This is a genomic window from Neptuniibacter sp. SY11_33 (genome assembly GCF_047778025.1).
In the GTDB taxonomy this organism is placed as follows: Bacteria; Pseudomonadota; Gammaproteobacteria; order Pseudomonadales; family Balneatricaceae; genus Neptuniibacter.
Genome location: NZ_CP180543.1, coordinates 1170868 through 1193679, shown reverse-complemented (window position 1 = coordinate 1193679; position 22812 = coordinate 1170868). Strand labels below are relative to the sequence as shown.

24 protein-coding genes are annotated in these 22812 nt (G+C 44.8%); 12 read left to right on the top strand and 12 right to left on the bottom strand.

Annotation, left to right across the window (positions count from 1 at the left end):
- The first annotated feature begins 53 nt into the window (after positions 1-53).
- The 3 genes from ACMXYV_RS05460 to ACMXYV_RS05450 all read left to right on the top strand — a co-directional run bounded on the left by ACMXYV_RS05460 (position 54) and on the right by ACMXYV_RS05450 (position 2876).
- A complete protein-coding gene (locus ACMXYV_RS05460) occupies positions 54-338 on the top strand; it encodes an ArsR/SmtB family transcription factor (RefSeq protein WP_415884646.1) in 285 nt (94 codons plus the stop codon).
- A 132-nt stretch (positions 339-470) separates the two neighbouring features.
- On the top strand, positions 471-872 hold the full coding sequence (locus ACMXYV_RS05455) for a hypothetical protein (protein ID WP_415890759.1): 402 nt from the start codon (positions 471-473) through the stop codon (positions 870-872).
- A 156-nt stretch (positions 873-1028) separates the two neighbouring features.
- Positions 1029-2876 (top strand): methyl-accepting chemotaxis protein, encoded by a 1848-nt coding sequence (locus ACMXYV_RS05450; RefSeq protein ID WP_415890758.1) that lies wholly within the window; start codon positions 1029-1031, stop codon positions 2874-2876.
- 72 nt (positions 2877-2948) lie between these two features.
- Here ACMXYV_RS05450 and ACMXYV_RS05445 read toward each other — a convergent pair whose 3' ends face one another.
- Positions 2949-3248 carry a DUF1330 domain-containing protein gene (locus tag ACMXYV_RS05445; RefSeq protein WP_415890757.1) on the bottom strand — a complete coding sequence of 100 codons (300 nt, stop codon included), beginning with the start codon at positions 3246-3248 and terminating at the stop codon, positions 2949-2951.
- A gap of 46 nt (positions 3249-3294) precedes the next feature.
- Positions 3295-3642, bottom strand: coding sequence for a hypothetical protein (locus ACMXYV_RS05440; RefSeq protein WP_415890756.1), 348 nt, complete (start codon positions 3640-3642; stop codon positions 3295-3297).
- A 106-nt stretch (positions 3643-3748) separates the two neighbouring features.
- On the opposite strand from ACMXYV_RS05440, the gene ACMXYV_RS05435 reads away from it, so the two are divergent.
- Positions 3749-5029: an MgtC/SapB family protein gene (locus tag ACMXYV_RS05435; RefSeq protein WP_415890755.1), complete on the top strand. Its 1281-nt coding sequence runs from the start codon at positions 3749-3751 to the stop codon at positions 5027-5029.
- A 62-nt stretch (positions 5030-5091) separates the two neighbouring features.
- On the opposite strand, the gene ACMXYV_RS05430 is transcribed toward ACMXYV_RS05435, so the two are convergent.
- Positions 5092-7833: a GNAT family N-acetyltransferase gene (locus ACMXYV_RS05430; protein ID WP_415890754.1), complete on the bottom strand. Its 2742-nt coding sequence runs from the start codon at positions 7831-7833 to the stop codon at positions 5092-5094.
- A gap of 369 nt (positions 7834-8202) precedes the next feature.
- On the opposite strand from ACMXYV_RS05430, the gene ACMXYV_RS05425 reads away from it, so the two are divergent.
- Both ACMXYV_RS05425 and ACMXYV_RS05420 read left to right on the top strand, forming a co-directional pair.
- A complete protein-coding gene (locus ACMXYV_RS05425) occupies positions 8203-8790 on the top strand; it encodes a HupE/UreJ family protein (protein WP_415890753.1) in 588 nt (195 codons plus the stop codon).
- Positions 8791-9041: 251 nt separating this feature from the next.
- A complete protein-coding gene (locus ACMXYV_RS05420; RefSeq protein ID WP_415890752.1) occupies positions 9042-9263 on the top strand; it encodes a PA3496 family putative envelope integrity protein in 222 nt (73 codons plus the stop codon).
- 52 nt (positions 9264-9315) lie between these two features.
- Here the strand turns inward: ACMXYV_RS05420 and ACMXYV_RS05415 are convergent, their stop codons facing one another.
- Positions 9316-9537, bottom strand: coding sequence for a hypothetical protein (locus tag ACMXYV_RS05415; RefSeq protein WP_415890751.1), 222 nt, complete (start codon positions 9535-9537; stop codon positions 9316-9318).
- A 128-nt stretch (positions 9538-9665) separates the two neighbouring features.
- Between ACMXYV_RS05415 and arfB the strand changes: the two genes are divergently transcribed.
- Positions 9666-10079 (top strand): alternative ribosome rescue aminoacyl-tRNA hydrolase ArfB, encoded by a 414-nt coding sequence (arfB, locus tag ACMXYV_RS05410; protein ID WP_415890750.1) that lies wholly within the window; start codon positions 9666-9668, stop codon positions 10077-10079.
- A gap of 153 nt (positions 10080-10232) precedes the next feature.
- Here the strand turns inward: arfB and ACMXYV_RS05405 are convergent, their stop codons facing one another.
- Positions 10233-10766, bottom strand: coding sequence for a YaeQ family protein (locus ACMXYV_RS05405; RefSeq protein ID WP_415890749.1), 534 nt, complete (start codon positions 10764-10766; stop codon positions 10233-10235).
- Positions 10767-10873: 107 nt separating this feature from the next.
- Here ACMXYV_RS05405 and ACMXYV_RS05400 point away from each other — a divergent pair, with 107 nt between their 5' ends.
- Positions 10874-11941 carry a nucleoid-associated protein gene (locus ACMXYV_RS05400; RefSeq protein WP_415890748.1) on the top strand — a complete coding sequence of 356 codons (1068 nt, stop codon included), beginning with the start codon at positions 10874-10876 and terminating at the stop codon, positions 11939-11941.
- A gap of 54 nt (positions 11942-11995) precedes the next feature.
- Here ACMXYV_RS05400 and ACMXYV_RS05395 read toward each other — a convergent pair whose 3' ends face one another.
- Positions 11996-12361: a VOC family protein gene (locus ACMXYV_RS05395; protein WP_415890747.1), complete on the bottom strand. Its 366-nt coding sequence runs from the start codon at positions 12359-12361 to the stop codon at positions 11996-11998.
- Between the two features lie 307 nt (positions 12362-12668).
- Between ACMXYV_RS05395 and ACMXYV_RS05390 the strand changes: the two genes are divergently transcribed.
- The gene (locus ACMXYV_RS05390) at positions 12669-12821 is read left to right on the top strand and encodes a hypothetical protein (protein WP_415890746.1); all 153 of its coding nucleotides are present in this window, start codon (positions 12669-12671) and stop codon (positions 12819-12821) included.
- Positions 12822-12836: 15 nt separating this feature from the next.
- Here ACMXYV_RS05390 and ACMXYV_RS05385 read toward each other — a convergent pair whose 3' ends face one another.
- Entirely contained in the window at positions 12837-13766 is a 930-nt protein-coding gene (locus ACMXYV_RS05385; protein WP_415890745.1) for an AEC family transporter, read from the bottom strand.
- A 225-nt stretch (positions 13767-13991) separates the two neighbouring features.
- On the opposite strand from ACMXYV_RS05385, the gene ACMXYV_RS05380 reads away from it, so the two are divergent.
- From ACMXYV_RS05380 to ACMXYV_RS05370, 3 genes are all read left to right on the top strand, one after another.
- Positions 13992-14297 carry a hypothetical protein gene (locus ACMXYV_RS05380; protein ID WP_415890744.1) on the top strand — a complete coding sequence of 102 codons (306 nt, stop codon included), beginning with the start codon at positions 13992-13994 and terminating at the stop codon, positions 14295-14297.
- Between the two features lie 150 nt (positions 14298-14447).
- Complete coding sequence (locus ACMXYV_RS05375; protein WP_415890743.1) at positions 14448-15650, top strand: EAL and HDOD domain-containing protein; 1203 nt, start codon at positions 14448-14450, stop codon at positions 15648-15650.
- Positions 15651-15814: 164 nt separating this feature from the next.
- On the top strand, positions 15815-16213 hold the full coding sequence (locus ACMXYV_RS05370) for a hypothetical protein (RefSeq protein ID WP_415890742.1): 399 nt from the start codon (positions 15815-15817) through the stop codon (positions 16211-16213).
- On the opposite strand, the gene ACMXYV_RS05365 is transcribed toward ACMXYV_RS05370, so the two are convergent.
- The 5 genes from ACMXYV_RS05365 to hypF are packed head-to-tail and all read right to left on the bottom strand — an operon-like array spanning position 16203 to position 22805.
- On the bottom strand, positions 16203-17942 hold the full coding sequence (locus ACMXYV_RS05365; protein WP_415890741.1) for a hydrogenase maturation protein: 1740 nt from the start codon (positions 17940-17942) through the stop codon (positions 16203-16205). The two genes, ACMXYV_RS05370 and ACMXYV_RS05365, sit on opposite strands and share 11 nt — an antisense overlap.
- The gene (gene hypE, locus ACMXYV_RS05360; RefSeq protein ID WP_415890740.1) at positions 17942-18988 is read right to left on the bottom strand and encodes a hydrogenase expression/formation protein HypE; all 1047 of its coding nucleotides are present in this window, start codon (positions 18986-18988) and stop codon (positions 17942-17944) included. The genes ACMXYV_RS05365 and hypE overlap by 1 nt, the downstream gene beginning before the upstream one ends.
- A gap of 15 nt (positions 18989-19003) precedes the next feature.
- Entirely contained in the window at positions 19004-20161 is a 1158-nt protein-coding gene (hypD, locus tag ACMXYV_RS05355; RefSeq protein WP_415890739.1) for a hydrogenase formation protein HypD, read from the bottom strand.
- A complete protein-coding gene (locus ACMXYV_RS05350) occupies positions 20158-20406 on the bottom strand; it encodes a HypC/HybG/HupF family hydrogenase formation chaperone (protein WP_415890738.1) in 249 nt (82 codons plus the stop codon). Before ACMXYV_RS05350 ends, hypD begins: the two co-directional genes overlap by 4 nt.
- The gene (gene hypF / locus ACMXYV_RS05345; RefSeq protein WP_415890737.1) at positions 20397-22805 is read right to left on the bottom strand and encodes a carbamoyltransferase HypF; all 2409 of its coding nucleotides are present in this window, start codon (positions 22803-22805) and stop codon (positions 20397-20399) included. The genes ACMXYV_RS05350 and hypF overlap by 10 nt, the downstream gene beginning before the upstream one ends.
- Positions 22806-22812 lie beyond the last annotated feature (7 nt).

Below are 22812 nucleotides of genomic sequence, written 5' to 3'. Positions count from 1 at the left end.
TTAACTTGAACGAGACCAACAACGCGACCTTAGATCCGGAAACATTGGAACTTATGAGAACCAATGCCGGCAAGGCTGCAAAATTGATGAAAGCGCTAGGCAATGAAAGTCGACTACTCATCCTATGCTACCTGGATGGGAAGGAGCTTTCAGTTACTGAACTGAATAATTGCCTAGATTTAAGCCAGTCTGCTTTATCTCAGCACCTGGCAGTACTAAGGAAAGATGGACTAGTGAAAACCCGTCGGGAATCGCAAACCATCTACTATTCCCTACAAGGGGACACTGCGAAACGGATCATTCATACCTTGCATGAGATGTTCTGTGCTTCTCTTTAAAATAAAGGCCGCTTAGCGGCCTTTTTTTATGCCTCTCCAATACACTAATCACAACAGTATTTGCTTGCTTTTTATCACGCCTCAAGTCAACCTAGACTTTCCAGCCAACGGATTGAAAATGCTTTAGCGCTTATGGACTTACTGCCGGGAAAAGCCCTCTCAGATCTTTTTAGCCACGCAACTAAGTGGCTTACTAACCTCTACCGCGCCAACGAAGCACGCAAGCAAGAATCGATCGCTGCTCTTAGAAGTGTTATCACCGCAGCGCGTGAGACTGCGGTCTATATGCGTCAGTTAGATGATTGCGGCAAACGGGACCATAAAACAGAGCGCCACCTATCCCTGTTATGGACAAAACTTGGCTTTACCCTCGAAGACCTCGGGATTGATAAGTTAGCTAAACGCTGCCAAATAAATGGTAAACACTGGTCTAATCCCGATCACTATGATCCTGTTTTTTTGAAAAAAGCTGACATCAGTCTAGATAAGATGGAAAAGCTAGCCCGTTCGCTCCTCACACAACTCAATCCCTAAGCTTTAAAAGCGCCCTCCTGTTTCACTTTTCTTGTTTAAAACATACACTCGAAAAAAAACCTCCTACAATTTTTGGCAACTTCGCAATTCTCTGTCTATATTCAATTTCATTACAGTTTTGTGACATGGAAGTAAGCCCACGACAAGGAGGTAGTTATGTCTATCCGCCGCGCTTTTATTCTTGTTTCCCTATTGGTCATTGTTGCTATGGCAGCGATGACTTGGATGCTCTGGCAAACTAGCAGCCACATTTCTGGTTTGGGTCAGCAATATGCTGTAGCTAAGGGCCTCACCAACGACATGTTGATGCTACGTCGACATGAGAAAGACTTTCTCTTACGTAAACAACTCAAATACGTAGATAAGTTTGAAAAACGTATTGCCCTTATGCGTAATAATATCGACTCACTTTCATCGCAATTAACCTACGCTCCAGAAGTTCAAAAAGACTTAGGCGCAGCACAACATCAACTCGATATTTACCAACAAAAACTGATCGCACTGGTAGAGCTCGATAAGAAAATTGGCCTTGATAAAGACAGTGGCTTACGTGGCGCCTTTAATCAGGCGGAAAGAACACTCCATCAAAAAGTAGCCAACACCGGTGATAGTCAGGCAATCTCTAAGATATTGCACCTGATCTTGTTAGAAAATGACTTCCAAAATAGCTACGACCTCAACTCGAAGACACTGTTACAAGAAAGCCTCAAAAATACCCACAACTACATGCAGCAAGTGAATTTACCCGCCGCAGACAGTGTAAAAATATTTGAAGACACAGCCCATGCTCTAGCCGAAGCACTACAACAACGTGGCTTAGACCAAAATTCAGGATTACGCGGTGAGCTACGAAGCAGTATTCATGAAGTAGAATCAATATTTGGGGGCATCTACACCGACCTTGAAGGTGCTATTTCTAACGCTTTGCATACCTCACGAATGCAAGGTGTCGGCATGGCAACAGCCCTCACAGCCATAATCGCTGGCTTGCTCTTATGGCAAACCTTCCGCGTCCTTAATCGCTTACAAACGGCTAATTCTAAAATGTCGAACATCAGTCATGGTGGCGGTGATCTCACCCAGCACTTAGACCTACCAGGTCAAGATGAAGTGACCGAACTTGCTCATTCGGTAAATGATTTTATTGATACCACGGCCGGGCTGGTACGCGAGATAAAAGAGAAAGGCGAGACGGTAGAAAGCAGCGCACATCATTCCGTTGAGCTAAGTAAACGCTCCCAAACAGCCATTGAAGAGCAGCGTAACAATACGCTGGCGGTAAACCAAGCCGTGCAAGAACTCGTTACTGCAGTTGAGCTAATTGCATCCAGCAGTACCCAAGTTCAAGACAGTGTTAGCAGTGCTGATCAACAGATGAATGAAGGTAGCCAGATCATGGCTGAAACCCACCAGCAGATGGAAAAGCTTACCAACAATATCAGCCGCAGCAGCGACCTAATGCACTCCCTTAGTCAATCTAGTACTAAGATCGGCAATGTAATAAGCGTAATCAGAGATATCACTGAGCAAACTAACTTGCTCGCTCTAAACGCCGCAATTGAAGCTGCCCGAGCAGGCGATAAAGGCCGAGGATTTGCAGTCGTTGCCGATGAAGTGAGAACACTGGCGCAACGCACTCAAAGCAGCACTGTAGAGATTGAATCGATGATCGAAACACTGCAACAGCATGTCACAGAATCTGAAGTAGCCATGCAAAGCAGCTTGAAGCTTAGCGAAACGATGAACAACTCCATTGGCGCAGCTAATTCAACGATGCAATCCAACAAAGATGCCATGGATGAGATTCGTGAAATGGTGATTCAAATTGCCGGCGCTACCGAGGAGCAGATGTACACAGTCAAAGGCGTAGAGGATGCAACACAGCGGATCTCCTCTTCTGCTGAACAACTACTGTCCGACTCATGCGAGAGCTGTAAGAACTGCGAGTGTTTAGAAACCCAAGCTCACCAGATGCGCGAGGACGTCTCTAAATTTATTGTGTAAGAAAACAGCTTGGTCTAGTCAGCCCCCAACTGATTAGATCAAGTCCTTTCTGCAGCAACAAAGGCCAAGAACCTAATCGGAGCAACCTTGAGTCAAGATAACATTCACCTCAGCACAAGACTGTCTTAGCTCGCGCCAAGGGCGATATTCATCAGAGTCGTACCAAGCTTTAAACAACTCCACAGATGGGAATTCTTGAACAACAATCAGATTGCTATCCCAGTTACCTTCCAACACCTCACCGAAATCACCTTTGACTAGAAACTTACCGCCGAATTTTTCCAATGTTGGAACATGGCCTACCACATACTCATAGAACTTTTTCTTATCGTAAATTTTGACAATATTCACAATGTTATAAGCTTTGGACATTTATAAAACTCCAGTAACCTTGGGCAAGATTTGAAAAGCTCCGAGATTAACAACTTAAACCATAACCTATCTCTTGCTTAGCGATATCAATCGAAAAATCACACATATAGCTGTCATCCGACTTTTCAAAATAGCAGCGCATATCCTTCACCGATTTACTCGGTAGCCCTGTGCATTCATCAATCACCGTATCAACATCCATCGCTTGATAGAGATCCTGAGCTACCTGACCCGTCAGACTAAAACGCAGGTGCGTATTCTGAGGTTTACTAGAGTCAGGGTCGATAACTTCTGAACCAGTAAGCGCATAACTACCTTCTATTGATGACCAATTATCTTGAGCAATTACTTGAAGAGGGAATAGAAATAGAGAAATTAACAAAAAACTTTTCATTTGAACCTACGCTTATAAATCCGCTATTGGTTAATAGCTTATCCCCTTTTCTTTCTCGATGCCCTGCTAACTGGCGATAACCACGAAACTGTCTCAATATTAAATTATGGATGTTTCGTTTTTATCTACACCAATCAATCTCTTCTGGTCCCTCCTTATTGCCTTGGCTCTAGGCTTGATCATAGGCATTGAACGAGGATGGTCTCAACGACATCGCTCTGAAGGAAGCCGTATTGCAGGAATTCGTACCTTTGCTTTAACTGGGCTATACGGCGGATTATGCGCTGCACTTGCTAAGGACTTTTCAAGCTGGCTACTTGGATTCGGCTTAATTCCGCTAATTATTATTCTCGCCGTTGCCTTCAGTATCCGTCATAAGGAGAGCAACACCGTTAGTATCACGGGCAATGTTGGCCTATTGATTACCTATATGCTTGGAGCACTTGCCGTGTCTGGGGAGCCTGTTATTGCTTCTGCAGCAGCCGTTATCGTAGCGTTGATCCTTGATGGTAAGCCCGAGCTGCATTCAGCACTTCATAAGCTTGAAGAATATGAACTTGATGCTGGCTTGAGGCTGTTATTAATCTCAATAGTTTTGCTGCCGATCCTACCTGATAAAGGTTACGGCCCATGGCAAGCAATTAATCCTTATGAGATCTGGTGGCTAGTCGTACTGATCGCCAGCATTTCTTTTCTCGGCTATTTTGCCATCCGTATTGGTGGCACACGACGCGGCATTATGTTCACGTCCGTTTTTGCGGGGTTAAGTTCTTCAACTGCATTAACGATCCAGTTCTCTAGTCTCTCAAGGGAACAACATTCACTTTGCCCTCTACTAGCAAGCGGAATCCTATTTAGTTGTGGAACAATGTTTCCTCGAATTCTGATGGTATTGCTGGTCATCAATGCACCACTGACATATCAGCTATGGCCCCCGATGCTCATAATGATGCTTGGCTTCTATCTCCCTGCACTCTGGATATGGTTTAGATACTGTGATGGAGAAACGAACAGCGTCAAAACTCAACGTAACCCACTAGCGCTAAGCTCTGCTGTCTTCTTCGGTTTTATATTGATGCTGGTAATGTTGCTATCACAAGCACTAACAGAATGGTTTGGAGATACAGGAACACTGCTTTTATCAGCTATCGCAGGTTTAACCGATGTTGATCTAATTACTCTGACACTAGGTAGGCAAACACCTGACTTGATAGAAGTAGAAATTGCTTTAGCAGGAATATTTATAGCGGCTACGGTGAATAGCTTAGTTAAGATGCTGATTGTGATATTTGCCGGCGACAGATCCTTATCAATCCGAACAGCACCGGCAATGCTTGGCGCCATCTTTCTAGGCGCTCTGACTATTTATGCTACGCATCTAGCATAAATACTTTTCTGAACCCTATCAGAAATTCATGCTCTTCTTACTTGGTAAGCCCTAGCATCTCATTAATGAGGCAACTGAAGTCGCATACGTTGCCAATCTTCTTTTGGCGTATTCAGCATCATTTTCATATCGACTACGTCTTCTTCGATATTGAAGCTGTTTTCAAAACCTAATTTTTTAGCCAAGTTTTGCATGCCTTTATTGTTCGGCAATGTCGATCCAATAATCTGCAGTGTTCCTCGACTGCGGCAGTAATCAACAATTTTGCTCATTAAGGCGACACCAAGGCCTTCGCCTTGTAGGTCATCGCGAATCACGACGCTAAATTCGGCTCTAACGTTATCGGCGTCGGTCACCGCTCTTACGACACCCAAAGTTTCCATCTCTTTAGAACCATCACGTGGAACCGAGATGATAAATGCCATTTCACGGTCGTAATCAATCTGAGTCCAATTCGCCAGTTCCTGATGGGTCGGTACACCACGACTGTAGAAGTAACGTAGGCGGATCGATTGCGGGCTAAGTTTGTTATAGAACTCTAGATGATTAGGTTCGTCTTCACCACGAATCGCGCGCATAATCGCCTTACGGCCAGAGCGTTTAAGCGTGATCTCTTCAGTGAGATGTTCAGGATAGGGTGAGATCGATAGATCACCCTCAACTGCAGAAATTGATACCGAAACATCAGTCGCCAACAGACCAGCTTTATTAACCAGTAGCGGATTGATCTCTAGGCATTTTAAGTGTGGCAGATCGACAACCATCTCTGACAAGTTCAGCAGTAATTTACTCAACTGCTTCATATCTTGCTCAGGACGATAGCTGTTCTCTTTGAGAATTTTGCAAATACGCGACTGACGAATAAGCTGATGCGCTAAGGCCATATTCAACGGTGGCAACATCACATGACGATCCGAAAGGACATCAACCGTATGCCCACCCGCACCAAAGACAATCACCGGGCCAAAGGTAGGGTCTCGTGTGATGCCGACATTGATCTGTAGGGATTGGAAACCACGTTTCATTTGCTGAATACAGAAACCCATCTGTTGCTCTGGGCCATAACTCTCACCTACGCGATAGGAAAGCTGGGTAGTTGCATGTTCAATTTCTGAAGCTGAATAGAGGTCTTGGGCGATATCTTTCCAGCGCTGACTACCCTGCTCATCATAACTAAATGGGTAAACGTTATCGGTGTGAAGTGCTTTAACTCGAACGGAGTTTTCAATGTTTCTCGCCAGTTTCACTACATCATTAATATTATCGCTGTAGTACGTATTCGAAACTGGGATATCGTAGAGATCTAATAACGAACAGGCTTCTTTATGCAGAAGATAGTCTCTATTTTCCGCCAAAGCGTTTTGGATCAGATCTCTAGCCTTAATATGGTTCGGCGTATTTTGCTCGATGTAAGGAGGTGGAGTTTGACGCATCACCTCTTGGTTACGGCGAAATTCAACCATATACATAAAGGCATCGATAGACTCTTCCGGCGTTAAGAAGGTCGAAAGACCTGCTGCGTTACAACGGTTACGTGCTTCTATCGCTGTTGCTCGGCCCATAAAGCAGGTTAAGACATTACGCGGAGTTTTCTTAGCAACTTGAATAACCTGCTCTGCGGTTTCAACACCAGGGGCCAGGCGTGTCGGTGCGTGTACCATCAACACCACATCAACATTTTTATCTTTGGTGAGTAGGCGTACAGCCTCGGCAAAACGCGCAGGGTCAGCATCGGCGTTCAGATCTACCGGATTAGATCGATCCCAATGAGGCGGAAGAATTTCAGCTAATGCTTCGACTGTTTCCTCGGTCAGATGCGCCAACTGACCATTTTTATTAAGAAGGTGCTCTGTCGCGAGTGCGTTTGGTCCCGTGCCATTAGACACAATCGCCAATCGCTCACCGCGCATACGTTTCATGTGGGTTAGGGTTTCTAACGCGTTGAATAGCTCATCAGAGGTTTCAACACGTACAACACCTGCGCGTCGCAGTGCAGCATCGTACACCTGATCATCATCGTAGATACCAGGAGCGAGTTCTGTACCTGATTTTTCGCCACTAAACGTATCGTTCTTGAGTACCAGTACTAATTTGTTTCGTGATGCAGAGCGAACAGCTGATAAGAAGTCCCTAGCAGACCCATCTACTCTGTTCAGCTGCAATAAAATCGCATGGGTATAAGGATCTTGAGCGAGATAATCGATCACCGAGGGCAGATCAACATCGGCGCCACCACCTAAGGTAAGGAAATGAGAAAAGCCTATTTCCTGACCGGTGGCCCAATCAATCATGGCCGTCCCTAAAATACCGGACTGACCCACATAAGCGACCTTACCTTTTAGGATATTCACATGGGAATAACTGGCGTTCATGTTATGACCGGGCACCAACATACCCATACAATCGGGCCCTAATATTCTGATGCCGTAGGGCTTAGCTGCTTCTCTTACCTGATCACGAAGGGTTTGGTGATTTTCACCTTCAATGGATAGACCACCAGTTAAGATCATGGCAGCTTTAACCATACTCGCACCCAGTGCGCGAATGATATCTGCGACGGTTTCTGGCGGAGAGCAAATTATGGCTAGCTCGGGCATTTCGGGTAGTTGATTTAGTTGGCTATAGCATTTAATGCCATGAACTGTGTCATACCCTTGGGAGTTAACCGCGTATAAGGATCCCTTAAAACCGCTTTCTTGTAAGTTTTGAATAACCACACCGCCCATACTATTTTCGCGGGCAGATGCACCAAATACAGTGATAGATGCTGGTTTAAAAAAGCGTTTAAGATATTTTGTAGACACGCCAGTAATCCCTCGTAAACGGATAGCTTGCAGTGTACTCCTTTTTGCACTGCAGCAAAACAAAAAATATAGACCAAGGTCTTATAAAAAACAGCTTTTTCACTACTTATGAGTAAGATCAATTTTTGTAGTGATAGCTGACTGGTTACTAAGTTTCCAGCTTTAAACGTTTTTGCTATCGAAAATGGCTTGTAAAAAGCCGTCACCCATTTCAACAGATCCTTGGGCAGCCCTCAATAGGACTAGTTATGGGCTATTGGCTTAATCCTCCTGATTTCTAAAACTTGGCACTTCCATTGCTTTTACCTTAGGAACGAGAGTAAGTATCCACAGCCTCTCCTAACCCATAAAAATAAAAAGGATAGTCTAATGAGGACAATTTCCACCCTATGTAAATCCAGTCTAGCGCTAATCGCCGGTTCACTGATTGCCCCATCAGCATTTGCTCACAGCAACCTATTAATGGAATCCAGTTTGATCTCTGGCTTGCTCCATCCATTAACAGGGATCGATCACCTGCTGGCATTATTAGCTGTCGGTTTCTGGGCCGGGCAGCAGTATCTTAAGGATAATCGCTTAGTGCCTTTCGCGCTTTTTAGCATGCTATTAGCTGGCTTCTTCTTAGCACTTAACGGCCTTATGTTCCCTGCAATTGAAACAGGCATTGCAGTATCGGTATTAGTGTTGGGCCTCATGGTTTCTAAAGTGATTAATCTAAAAAGCACTCTAGCCTTGCCACTGATTGCAGTGTTCTCGATCTATCACGGTTCTGCTCATGGGACCGAGTTAGGTTCTGCAGGTATTGCAGCTTTTGCATCAGGCTTTATGTTAAGTACCGCTCTGCTGTTTTGGGCAGGCAAGACGCTAGCTGATCAGATCAACCGTACGATTCCACAATTAAATACTTGGGCTGGAACAGGCATCGCACTGTTCGGTGCTATGTTTCTGGTCGCTTGACCAACTGTTATAACGAGATAGCCGCCTACTTCTGCTATTTCGTTGTTCGCTGGCAATAGTTATTAAATTAATTGCCAGCACTTTTCTTTGCTTCACCACACCCAAAGTGCCTTGTCGGGTAATTTTTACCCGACTTTTTTCACCTTTTAGCCTTTAGCTAACATATTCAGCATAAATCTCTTTCCAATTTCCAAATCTGTACCATACTCAGGCTATATAGAGATCGATTTGTTTATCCCTGAGGCAAAGCCATGAGTCACCAAGGCCCCATAAATAGCGAATCTAATCAACAGAATCTGTCTGATGAATCCTTACTTGAAGACGAGTTAATAGCGTCTGAAGAGCTATCAACCATTTACAAGAAAGAAAGCATCAATCCAGCTAAGCGCCGCCGCTTAGAGGCTATGCGTGAGGAGAAAGAATTACAAAAGGATCTACGCGAGATATTCGACGAAGATGACTGGAAAGATTAATTAGGTAAGAAGTTGAGATTGATTAAGTACTGACCTGCATCTACCTGTGATCTTAAGCGCAGGCAGACGGCTTTTGCCCTACCGTTTCAGCCTCTGGCTGTACAATATCCAATAAGTAAATCTCATGTTCCGTGAATTCAAACATCGTATTACACAACTGACAGCGATAGATGCTGCTGCTCATTGATCGTCTTTGTACTTTCAGATGCTGATGGGGTTCACTGATAATTGAAGATTCAATTAACTGCCTGCAGTGGTTGCATTTGGAATCCATGTCCCCCGCCCCCTGTTAAGTTGAGTGATATATCAAGAATGGTTCAGGTATGGCGGTTATTCAAACTCTGTCAGCACTTTTTTCTATCTTTTTTTCATTCCTCTTGATGCTATTGATACAATAGATTCATGTTAAAGATAACCAACCGCGTTTTTATCTATCCGCACGAGTTAGAGTTCAATGCTATCCGCGCCCAAGGCAGCGGCGGCCAGAACGTAAATAAAGTCTCAAGTGCGATCCATCTTCGATTTGATATCAAAAGCTCCTCCCTGCCTGAATTCTACAAAGAGCGACTACTTGCCTATCGTGACCAACGTATCACCAAAGAAGGTATAATTGTGATTAAGGCGCAAAACTCCCGCGATCAGGAGCGGAATAAGGAGGATGCTAAACAACGACTGTTGGAGCTTATACAAGCAGCAACCGTTGTAGAAAAAACAAGAAGAGCGACCAAGCCCACACGAAGCTCACAACGTAAACGCGTTGATAAGAAAACTCAGCGTGGGCAGATCAAAAAGAATCGAAGGAAAGTGGATTATTAGAGCTTTTACGCTTCTTCGATTTGTTCATGTTCTCGATGAGGGTTTCCCTTCAAACCAAACAAATATGGAACATCAGAAACTAGCTTGGTCATCAGAGATGGGGATTTCGATTTAGCTCAAGCGAAAATCCTAGCCACTAGCGGCTATAGTCTTTTAAGAAAGCTGACTAACCTCTACCTCAATTTGGTTATCACCTGCAGCTACGAAAATCTGGTTTTCGCTCAGTGTAATCGTTAATTCCATCGTACGATCACACAACGCTTCGAGCTGACCAACTTGCTCGGCATCAAATCGAAATACCTGTGTCTTTGGCAAAGCTTGTAGGCCATCACCGTTTTTAGCCCACCAGATATCTACTTCGCTGCCGTAGGCATACAGGATTACCTGTTCTGCTCGGCTTACGCCCTTACGCATTCTTTCAGGAGAAGCTTGTCCAACTTCGATCCAACAGCTCACGGAGTTATCAGGACGCACAATCCAAAGATCAGGTTCATCAGCTGTTGATAAGCCTTTGGTGAAATCAAGGTCTTGATCATAGTTCAGCGCGTAAGCAAGGATACGCACCATCATTCGGGTAACCGTTTCTGATGGGTGCAGAGCAACGGTCAGCTTTTCGCTCGTATAAATATCCCGATTCATATCCACTAAATTAAGAGAAATTTTGTGGATAGTTGGTTTAAGCGCCATGAGCTCAGCCTTATTCGTTGGATTAGGGGCATCTTTATACTGCATCTCCTCTGAGTTTTAAATACAATCCTTGCTCTGCTTTTTTGACAACGCTGCTGAGGTCATTCATGGAATTAAAACATCTAGCTATTCGAGAACTAGTTAAAGAATCTGAAGATGCGCCTGCGCGTATTACAGATCGTGGTGGTGTTATTCCAACAACTGAACCGATCGCTAACCAGCTATTCGAAACACTGAATTCTGCATTCAGCCGTCGCTCTAGTCTGACTCATGGATCGTTCAATCATGAGAATGAAGAGGGTTACCCTTTTATCTCAGCTTTCGAAAGCTTTGTGAATGCAGAATGTAACGAGCAGAGCTTTGTTGAGTTAACAGAAAAAAGTATGTCTCAGTTAGCGGTTGCGATTAACAATCCTTCAGCTCATACCGCATACGGTGGATATGTACTGTTTGCGATGTATGCCAGCGATCGTTACGAATATATGTTGATCGCACTCGTTCGAGATAAAGCAGGTATTGGTTTTGACAATGATCTTCATCCAACAGAGGTGATGGAGATAAATCTTGATCAATTGCATCAAGGTGCGCGGATCAACCTAACCACTTATAGAAAAAAGCAGGACAGCTACCTCAGTTTTATTGGCAGCAAAGAGAAAGGGGAAATCACCCACTACTTCTCTACTGCGTTTGGTTGTACCGATGTCACCCCTTCGCGCAAATCAACGGGTGAGTTGATTCGTGCAGCACGGGATTTCTGTAACCAAAACAATATGAGTGATCGTAAAGAGGAAGTAGTTGAGGATGTAGTTAGCTACCTATCCAAGCAACGCACAGAAAAAGAATCCGCTAATCTAAACGACATTGAAAACCTGTTTGATGCTTATATTCCACCCGAACAAGCAGAAACAGCAGCGGGCACCTTTGGCACATTTGCCAATAAAGGCCCTTACAATGTAAGTCAGGAATTTCAACCTCATACCAGTACGATTAATCGCTTTGCAAAACTCAAAGTGAAAGCAGATAACTGGAGTTTAGATTTCAATAAGCGCAGCCTTGGCGATCTAAATGGCAGTAAAGATATCGAATTTGACGAAGATAATGGCCGAATAATTATCAATCGTCTGCCGAGTAAGGTGATCAATCAACTTCGCGAGGCGTTAGAGCAGGAAGATTAATCTGCTATCTGATGTAGTGTTTTGTAGCTTCATACAACGCTGAAATACGAAACACTACATACTGAAAATCGAAAGGATATTTCCTTCAAGATCCTTAAAGTGTCCTAGCGTACCACCCCAAGGTTGTTTTTCTGGTGGGGCAACAAATTCAATCCCTCTTTGGGTCATATCTTCATACACCGATTGAATATCCTCAACTTGAAGTGTTACACCCACAAAACGCCCCACTAAATCGTTAGCCTCTTCAGTATCAGCATCAACCAACTCTATGGCTATTTTGGCTGCACCCAACTCAAATTCAGCCCACCCCATATCGTCATCGATGAACTCGGGTTCTAAAGCCAAGGCTTGGGAATAAAAGCCTACCGCGGCACTGAAACGAGTAACAAAAATACGTTGTGCATAAAACGTAAATGCCATTGGAGTTATCCCTCCTATCAAATTTAGTAGAGACCCAAACATCACTCATTGAGTTTAGCCAAAAATCGGTTCTTTAAGCTCGAAAAAAGCCATTGTATGAAAATTTGTATGCATATTCCTATACAGACAGCATCTCGGCATCAGCAGAAAATAGACAGCAGATAAAGCAATTGAACTGCTCCAAATAGCAGTCGGATATGAGGATAGTCAGATGATCATCAACGGATTTTTGTTCGGAATTTCATATAGAAACAGAAGCCTTGTGCTACTAAAACTAATGGATTTGCTTGCTGAACAAGGTTACGCCATGAAAGATTTCAAATTGGATGGCGACTGCTTAGCAGTCGAGGTCATCGATCTGAAGAAAGATCGAAAAGAGCATGTGGTTGAGATAATTAACCAGCCTCAGCAGCCTGAAGAGATCATGTTATTTATTCATGATGTACAGCAAGCCGCATAATCTGAGCCAAATGAATTACATCAAAAAACTTACCCAACAGGATACGCTAACAAGTGCAGCCATGGTTGATAACACGACCGTTAAGGAGGTTTCTTTCTCTTTTACGTCATAGCGAATTGCCATAACGTGGGCTAAGGCCCCTGTTGGCAACGCAGCCAGAATCACAGCAGCTAACAACCAGTTTTGATCCTCAACGCCCGCTAGTTTGAAAATGCCTAACGTGAGCAATGGATGAATAAACAGCTTAACTATTACCAGCCAGAATAGCTCGACTTTACTTTGCTTAAGGGTTTTAAACTCAAGGCTCGCACCTAAACAAAACAGAGCAACAGGCACTGTAGCAGGCGCTAGCAGATCCAAGGTAGATGCCAATACATTAGGTAGCTCTATTGCAAATGCTGAGACTAATACGCCAAAGAATGTGGATAAAAAGATCGGACTACGCAGCAATGACTTATCTAAAATAGCCAGGAACTGCTTTAATCCTGTTCCTTCTTGACGCTGACTTTCCATTAAAAATTGCGTACCACCAATCTGGAACACGTTCCCCAACAAGATAATACTGATCATCGCGCCATAAGCAGCTTCGCCGAGCAAGCCAAACACCATCGGAATGCCCATGTACGCATAATTGGAGAAGGTACCATTCAAAGCACGAATGATAAGCACTTCTTTATTACGCTCGGAGAAGAACATTGCGCACCCCAATGCCGCCGTGAGCGCAGTTGCAACAACAGCGACTAGAAAAGCAAATAGATAAAGCGGCTGAAACAAACTGTCCAAAGATAATTTGTAAACGGAATTAAACAGCAATGCTGGCACAGCAAAGTAGTACACAAAGGCGTTAAGCGGAGCTAAGGATTGCTCTGCCAAAACAGTACGTTTACCGATGTAACCTAAACCGATCAGCAAAAATAGCGTAAGTATTGTTTCTATGCCTGCCATGGGGGTGCTCGTTATAGCCAGAAAATTCAAAGCGCCAATTAGACCAATTCGTCCCCTTAACGTCCAGACATCATTCTGTCATAACGTCTCTCTATGTTTGGTAAATGCGAGCTTCAGAAACTTTTTGTGCACTGCACAAAAAAACTATTGACTTGGTCAGAAATCAAGCTAAAATGAGCCTCATATTGTGCAGTGCAACAAATTAATTTTTTAGAGAGAACTATCATGACTAATACTGTTGATTTCCAGAAATCTTTCGATGCCGTTCAGTCTCTGATGAACCTTCAGGCTGCTGCGATCACTAAATCTATCGAACAGCAGAAAAAATCTGGTGAAGAACTAACTTCTTTCTTCCAGGGCGAAGCTGAAAAAGCGAAAGAACTTAAAACTCCTGAAGAACTAATCAAGTTCAACATGGAAGCTAACAAAGCTCTATTCGAACTTCTAAAAGGTCAAGGCGAAGCTTTCACTGCAATTGCAAACGAAACTCGCGAAGCTGCATTGGCTGAACTTCAGGCGATCACTAAGTAAGTGATAACCTTCTAAAAAAAACCGGGCTTATGCCCGGTTTTTTTTTGCCTCTCAGACCCAAAACCACTAGTTATACTTTGTAATTCCGCTACTATGTCAGTTAGTTAGTTTGAAACTACTATCTAAATGATTGTTGTATGAGGTGCCTAGGTGTTAGAGCAAACTCTGTTAGCAAGACAACCAATCCTCAATGCCAATTGTGAGACGGTTGGCTATGAACTTCTTTATAGAGATCCAAATGGTTGCCCCCCTGGCGAACTGTTTGATGGCACCGCCGCTACCTGTGAAGTCCTTCTCAACGCTTATACCGGAATTATTCAGCGAGGAGCTCAACGTATTCTCCCTGCTTTTATGAATATGAATGAGGAGCTTCTTTATCAAGAATTGCCCAGTTTCGCTGCAGATAATGTTGTTTTAGAAATTATTGAAGACGTTCCGATCAATGATAAAACCATCGAACAAATTCGAGGCTTATCCGAAAAAGGCTTCAAGATTGCGCTGGATGATTTCACTTGGAGTGACGACTTTAAACCGCTAATGGATATAGTGGACATAGTAAAGATTGACGTGCTGGAAACAAAAGGCAAGGACCTTTTCCACACTATGGAACATTTAGAGCCTTATAATCTGACACTGCTTGCAGAGAAAGTGGAATCACTAAATGAATTCCATCGATTTAAGAAGTTAGGTTTCCAACTCTTTCAAGGCTACTTCTTTGCCTTTCCTGAACATATTGAAGGGAAACGCATCAGTGGCAACGAACTCACCATGATAGAGTTACTAGCGAAACTCAACGATAGCGATGCCACACCTGAAGATCTAGAAGCAATCATTGCGAAAGACCCGCGCCTTGCTGTAAAACTACTAAAGATTGTTAATTCCGCTACCTTCTCACTACAACGATCCATCTCCACTATCAGTGAAGCCGTTGTAATGCTCGGCCTAAATGAACTAAAACGTTGGGCTATTATTGTTTCTCTGTCAGGCACCTTAGATGTCCCTGATGAGCTATGTCGAGAACTGTTAATTCGCTCTAAGATGTGTGAACACATCGCACCTCAATACAATGCGGAACCCGGCCTAGCCTTCTTGATTGGTATTCTTTCTGGTGCAGATGCCCTGTTCTCTATTCCAATGGAAACATTGCCTGAGCATATTCCGTTAACTGAAGAAGCCAAAATGGCTTTGGTCGATCGGAAAGGCAATCTCGGTCTTATGCTTAATGATGTGATTAACTTCACCCGTTACGAGTGGAGCAACCTATCTGGGCATGTAGATGAACACACATTACTGCAAGCTCAATCAGAAGCGATTACTTGGGCGATTGAAAGCCAAAAAGTGGCTACATCTTAAGTACCCAGATCAAAGACATATCAAAGAAAGCCTAAACTAATAGATATCGTAGTTTAGGGCCCTCTAATACTGGACTAAAATAAACATGGTGAGTGAAACGCTCCAGACAAAGTGTTTCAATTACTATGCAAGCGACTCCTTCCTCTTAAGACAGGATGTCTGATATGAGTATTTTCGTTACCAGTTTAGGTGCGACAGATAATGAAATCTGCGCCCCTATCACTCAAGCGGTTCTTAATACCCTAGACCGAAAGGGATTCAGCTTTTGCGGTCTTCCAGCAGTTGAAGCTAAGGTATTGATCAGCGACAACAAAGTTAGCTTTGCTTTGCGTACCTGTAAACTCAAAACCCAGCCAGTGACATTTCGGTTTGATGAGGTCCATGATTTTACGCACCAATACCGCGTTAAACACTGTGTGCCATTACAGGTTCAAACTCAAGTTGAGAAGCTCCTTAATGAACTCGAAGAATTAGCCACACTCTGCACAAAAAACTGCCATTGCTCAGATTGTGTTGTGACTAATCGCGGCTCGAATCCCAATAAGCTGGCTTTTAACCACTAACCACCCGATGGCTCGCAAGATAAGCTGGCGTGCGAGCCTTGGGTAGTTTTTCCACAAAATGGTATCGAGCGACATGGTAACTCGGATCAAAACCAAAGAAGTTCAGCTTCATCTGATTCAGTTCTTCGTCACGGTATTGCTGTAATGGCTTTTGTAGCTCATCTTGCTGACGCTGCAAATTCTTTAGCGCCAGACGCTGCGCATATTCAACGGATGTAGCCAGATGCTTAGCATCGGCCTTGATTCGATTAATAAAGCCTTCCCGGCTCTCATTGATACAAGCATCGATTAACCCACTCTGTTCAGCTTCTGTAGCCGATACCGGTAATCGATTTTGCATCAATTGCTGTGCTTGTTCATCACCAACCCGTTTAGGTAAGAGATAGGACCAATATTCCGAGCCGTAAAGATTACCCATGGATTTGTAATGAGGGTTGAGCACAATATTGCTGCGGGCCACCACTTGATCAGCAGCTAAAGCTAAGAAGACGCCACCTGCGCCTGCATTACCTTGCATAGCTACCATGGTTAGTTGATTAGGAGAATTAATGATCTCTAAACAGAGATCGTTCATCGCATTGATATTGCGCCACGACTCTTCTGCAGGGCTCTCAGCCGCTTCAATCTGGTTCAAATGAATTCCATTCGACCAGAACTCCTCTCCTCCCATGAGTGCCAACACTTTGGTTGGCTGGGCTTTTGCGTAGGCCACCGCTTGTTGTAAGCGCTGACATTGACCGCTATCCATGGCGCCATTGTAGAAATCAAAATAGAGATAGCCTACATCGCCTTCTTCGCGGTAACGAATCTCCTGCCAAGTGACCGTATCCGGCTGAATTTCTGGTGATAAAGGCATTTCTGGCACACGTTGTTCTTGAGGCGCCGAAGTAAGCTGCTTCGCTAAAAAGTGAGTCGCTGGCAGTTTAAAGTTAAATTCACTTTCTTCCGGGTTAACGCGTTTTAGATGGGTCACCCACACTGCAGCATCGCGGGTTTTAAGACAGATCGCACCGTCTCTAGTAGCAAGGATAGAACCTGCATCAGCCTGTTCTTGTCCTAAAGCTTGCTCTGCAAAAGCGTTATATAGATAGTAATCCTGTCCACCGATTCGATCCTGCACACCGGGCGCTGAATCCGCTGCTCTGATCTTTGTTAAGACCTCTTGAGTGGAATCATTTTTCCAGTCGATCTTCCGATCGCTTTGTGCCATCAAACAGTTCCACTGACCTAGGATATCCGGCTGATCATAATCCAGTTTTTGCGGCTCAAAATCACCCGATAGAATACGTTTTAACGTTTGCTTTACTGCAGCCACTGCAGCGTCACTGATCTCATTACGATAGAGGCTGCTTTTGCTCGCCTCTCGCATTGGAAACTCGACTGACGCCCAGATATCGCCTGCATCCATCTCTGCATTAGCTTCTAAGCACGTCACGCCCCAAGAGGCTTCTTGATTCAATATGGCCCAATCAACAGACGAGGGGCCTCGATCCCCCTTGATACCTGGATGAACAACAATACAACGATGCTGAGACCAAATAGATTCAGGAATCGCTCGTTTCAAAAACGGTGCAATAATGAGCTCAGGCTTAAACAACTCCACAGCCTGTTCTGCTACTGCATCGTTAATATCAAATTCAATAGAGACATCGTGACCGTCTCTACGTAACTCAACAAACAAACGTTGAGTCAGGCTATTAAAACTGTGGGTTACAAATAAAATACGCATTAACAGATCCTCGGTAGCTGTTCACCGTTGATCCAATCAACCATACGGTTACCACCAAAGGCTGTCTGCATCTGCACAAAGCTCAATGGATCATCGGTCACTTCACCAACAATCGCGGCCTCTTGCCCTTTAGGATGCGCCTTCATCACCGCTAATAACTGCTGCGCCTTTTCTGCAGAACAGAAAGCCACCAGCTTACCCTCATTCGCAACAAACAACGGGTCTAGCCCAAGGAATTCACAGGCTGCTTGAACTTGTGATTTCACCGGCAGCTGCGCTTCGTAGATCTGCATACCGACTCGGGCCTGCTGAGCGATCTCGTTCAGCGTGGCAGATAAACCTCCTCGCGTAGGATCTCGAAGGCAATGAATCTCTGGCACAGCCTCAACCATATCAGCAACAAGGTCATGCAGCGCTTGAGAATCCGATTCTATGGTCGTCTCAAACGTTAGGTTTTCACGCAAAGACATAATGGCGACGCCATGATCTCCCAAGGTACCGGACACTAATATTTTATCTCCCGGTTTAACTTGATTCGCGCCAAAATCCAATCCGCCTTCTATTACGCCAACACCAGTCGTATTGATAAAGCAGCCGTCACCTTTGCCCCGCTCGACCACCTTGGTATCGCCAGTCACGATGGCAACTCCAACCTCTTCAGCCGCCTTCGCCATAGAATCTACAATGGTTTTCAGATCCGCCAGAGGGAAGCCCTCTTCCAAGATAAAACCAGCTGAAAGATATTTAGGCGTAGCGCCGGACATAGCGACATCGTTAACCGTGCCATGCACCGATAAGGAGCCGATATCACCTCCAGGGAAAAACAGAGGTGAGATCACATGGCTATCCGTCGCCATAACCACTTTACCGGCAGGTAAGCTAAAACTCGCCTGATCATTCATCTGCTCTAACCAAGGGTTTGAAAACGCTTTCAGGAACAGCTGATCGATCAACTGGGCCATCGCCTTACCACCGCTACCATGGGCCATTTCTACTTTGCCCTTAACCAGATCGAGCTCTGATGTATAAATCGTTTGTGTACTCATGAAAAACTCTCTAAATCAGGCGGGCGGATGGGTTTTATCAGATGCGAAGGTATTTTCTTGGTAGCGACCATAGCTGTAGTAAGCCGCACAAGCACCTTCACTGGATACCATACAAGACCCTAAAGGGTTCTCAGGTGTGCAAGGATCGCCAAACAAAGTGCAATCCCGTGGAGATTTAACGCCGCGTAAGATGGCTCCGCACTCACAAGCTTTATTTTCCCGTGTGCTACGATATTCAACTGTAAAACGCTTTTCGGCATCAAATTCGGCAAAGGTATCTTTAATACGCAAAGCGCTATAGGGCACAACACCTAAGCCACGCCATTCAAATGAACGGCGTAGCTCAAAGGTATCTGCTACGATAGATTTCGCTTGAACATTGCCTTCGTATGTAACCGCACGGGAAAACTCATTCTCAATCTCCGCACGACCATCGTTAACCTGCCGCACTAACATTAAGATCGCCTGCAACACATCCAGCGGCTCAAACCCCGCGATGACCACAGGCTTTTGATATTCTTCAGCGAAATAGTAATAAGGCTGGGATCCAATCACGGTACTTACATGAGCTGGACCTACAAAACCATCTAAGCGCAGAATACCCAGCTCTCTCACCTCTGGGGACTCCAAAATATTACTGATCGCTGCGGGAGTCAGAACGTGATTACAAAAGACGGTAAAGTTCTTCAAACCTAGCTTTTGTGCCTGTCGAATCACTAGCGCTGTAGGCGGTGTTGTAGTTTCAAAACCTATGGCAAAAAATACCACCTCTCTGTCTGGATTATCTTGCGCAATGCGAAGAGCATCCAAACAGGAATACACCATCCGGACATCCGCACCTTCCGCTTTAGCTTTTAGTAAACTACGTTTACGCGAACCCGGCACACGCAACATATCGCCGTAAGAACAAAGAATAACTTTATGAGTAACCGCCAACTCGATGGCCGAATCCAAACGATTAATCGGCAGTACACACACAGGGCAACCAGGGCCGTGGATCATTTTCAGATTGCTAGGTAGCAGATCAGGGATCCCATAGCGAAAGATCGCATGGGTATGGCCGCCACAAAATTCCATGAAGTGATAATCTCGATCAGGATCGACCTCTTTACCAATCTTGGCTGCAATCTCTTGAGCTAATGCGCCATCGCGATATTCATCAACATACTTCATTGTGATGCCTCTATCGCTTGTTGCTGCTCAAGTTCGTCTAACTCTGCAAACAACGCTAAGGTTCGAGCAGCTTCCTCTGGATCAATCTTGTTCAGCGCATAGCCTACGTGCATGATGACGTAATCTCCTACGTTCAGATCGGCAATCAGCGCTATATTGATCTCTTTTCTCACCCCACCTATATCTGCAATCGCAGACTCGGTATCAATAATCTCTTCAATACGAACAGGGATGGCTAAACACATAGCGACTCTCTCTCATTGTTCTTGTCATTGTCGTTCTTATTCTTGTTTTGACGAGCCAAATCAGCTCTTTCTAAGGCGATCTGCGCCTGCCCTAGCGATATAGAGCCGTCATTACATGGCAGTTTTCGTGCCGTAACTACTTTCAAATTTTGCGCCTCTAGCTGCTCGGTAATCCCTTGAAGCAGAAGCTGATTTAAAAAACAGCCTCCCGCTAATACCACTTTATTGATCCCTTCTTTTACTGCTCTATCGGCGACCCAACGCGATAACGACGTGATTAGCTGTTGATGAAACAAGGCTGCACCATACCCTTGATCCTCACAATCAAGCAGACGTGCAAATAATGGCTCTAGATTTAAAGGGGACTGCTTCGTTTCAATCAGTAATGATTCGTTCGGCCATGGGTGTAATTTAAGGTAGCGATAAGCTGCTGATTCAAGCGCCATAGCCGCTTGCGCCTCATAAGCATTTATCTCTTTCAGCCCTAATAAGGCAGCCGTCGCATCAAATACCCGCCCTGCACTGCTCGTCATCGGTGTATTGATATTTTTCTGTAACAGCTGGCTGATCATAGGGGCTGCTGTGTGATCACCAAAGCGAGCTTCAATCTGCTCTGCTCGATCTAATTGGAACAATACACCTGAAGCTACCCGCCATGACTCTTTTGCTGCACTGTCTCCTCCGGGTAGAGGGATTGGGTTTAAACTGGATAGACGCTGAAAATAGCCCTTGTTCACCTTGAACAGCTCTCCGCCCCAAAGCGTGCCATCATCCCCCAAGCCTAAGCCATCAAGGGCTAAGCCAAGCACGGGCTCTTGGACACCACGCTCTGCAATAACTGCAGCAATATGAGCATGATGATGCTGAACCTGTAACATTGGAATCTGATGCTCTTGGCTAAACCGTTGTGCAAATTTAGTGCTGTAAAACTCAGAATGCAGGTCGGCAACCACAAGGTCAGGTTTGATATCCAACATAGCGCTTAATTGCTCGACAGTATGATTGAGCTGACGGCAACACTCAGGGTTATCAAGATCACCTATATACTGCGATACGTACGCACGATTACCTTTGGTTAGGCAAACCGTATTTTTAAAGTATGCTCCAACCGCCAAAACAGAAGGTAACTGCGCATCGGCTGCAAAAGGTAACTTAATAGTTTGCGGCGATAATCCGCGGCCACGCCTGATCAGTTCACCACCTTGTTCAGAAACCATCGACACTACAGAATCATCGCAACGGGTATGAATATCTCGGTCATGCATCAGATAGCCATCAGCTATCCCCTGCAGTTGAGTTAGCGCTTCAGCGTTGTCGATTACTTGAGGATTTCCACTACGGTTTGCGCTGGTCATCACCAAGAGTAAATCCTGCTTTTCCTCGAGCCACTGGATTCCGTCTGGGCTACCTGCGTCTTTGTGATACAGCAAATAATGTAGAGGCGAATGAGGTAACATCACACCTAGCCACGCTTGATCAGGTGCTAACTCTTCAGGTAATGGCTCTTTAGAAACTAAAGCGGAGTTTTCGTGTTTAGGTACAAGGCAGATAGGTGCATCCATCGCTTTAAGCCTTTGTACCCTTTGATCCGTTAGCTCGACATAGGGCTGCAAGGATTCTGGATTAGCCGCCATCACTGCTAAAGGCTTTTCATCGCGATGCTTGCGATCTCGTAACCGTCTAATTGCTCGTGGGTTTCGAGCATCACAAGCTAGATGGAAACCTCCCACGCCTTTTATAGCAACAATATTGCCCTGTTGGATCAATTCAATCGTTTGTGCAATTGGATCATCACACTCCATTTGCTGCCCATCTTCAGTACAAAAACTGAGTTGCGGGCCACATTCACCGCACGCAGTAGGCTGAGCATGAAATCGTCTATCCTGAGGATCGGTATATTCAAAATCACAACATTTGCAAAGCTGAAATTTCGCCATAGTGGTATTCGGACGATCGTAAGGCAAAGCCGTGATTAGACTGTAGCGGGGGCCGCAGTGAGTACAATTGATCAACGGGTATAGATAGCGACGATTATCTGGATCGAACAATTCGCTTAAACAATCCTGACATACCGCAGCATCCGGTGTAACAGAAAGATCGAGATCTCCCTGCTCACTCTGAATAATTTCAAACCGAGAGAGGTCTGGTTCTACTGCGATAGAGGTAACATCTAGTGACTCAATCTCTGACATGGAAGGTTGCTCAGACGCTAACTGAGCAACAAACTGATCAAGTTGAGGTTTATCGGCTTGAGCAAAGATTCTCACCCCTGTAGGACCATTCGCCACAGATCCGATCACCCCAAAACGTTGCGCGAGGTTATACACAAAGGGACGGAAACCAACCCCCTGTACTTGACCTCGAACTTCTATCTGCAACGCTGAAACTGCCATACTCATGCTCTGA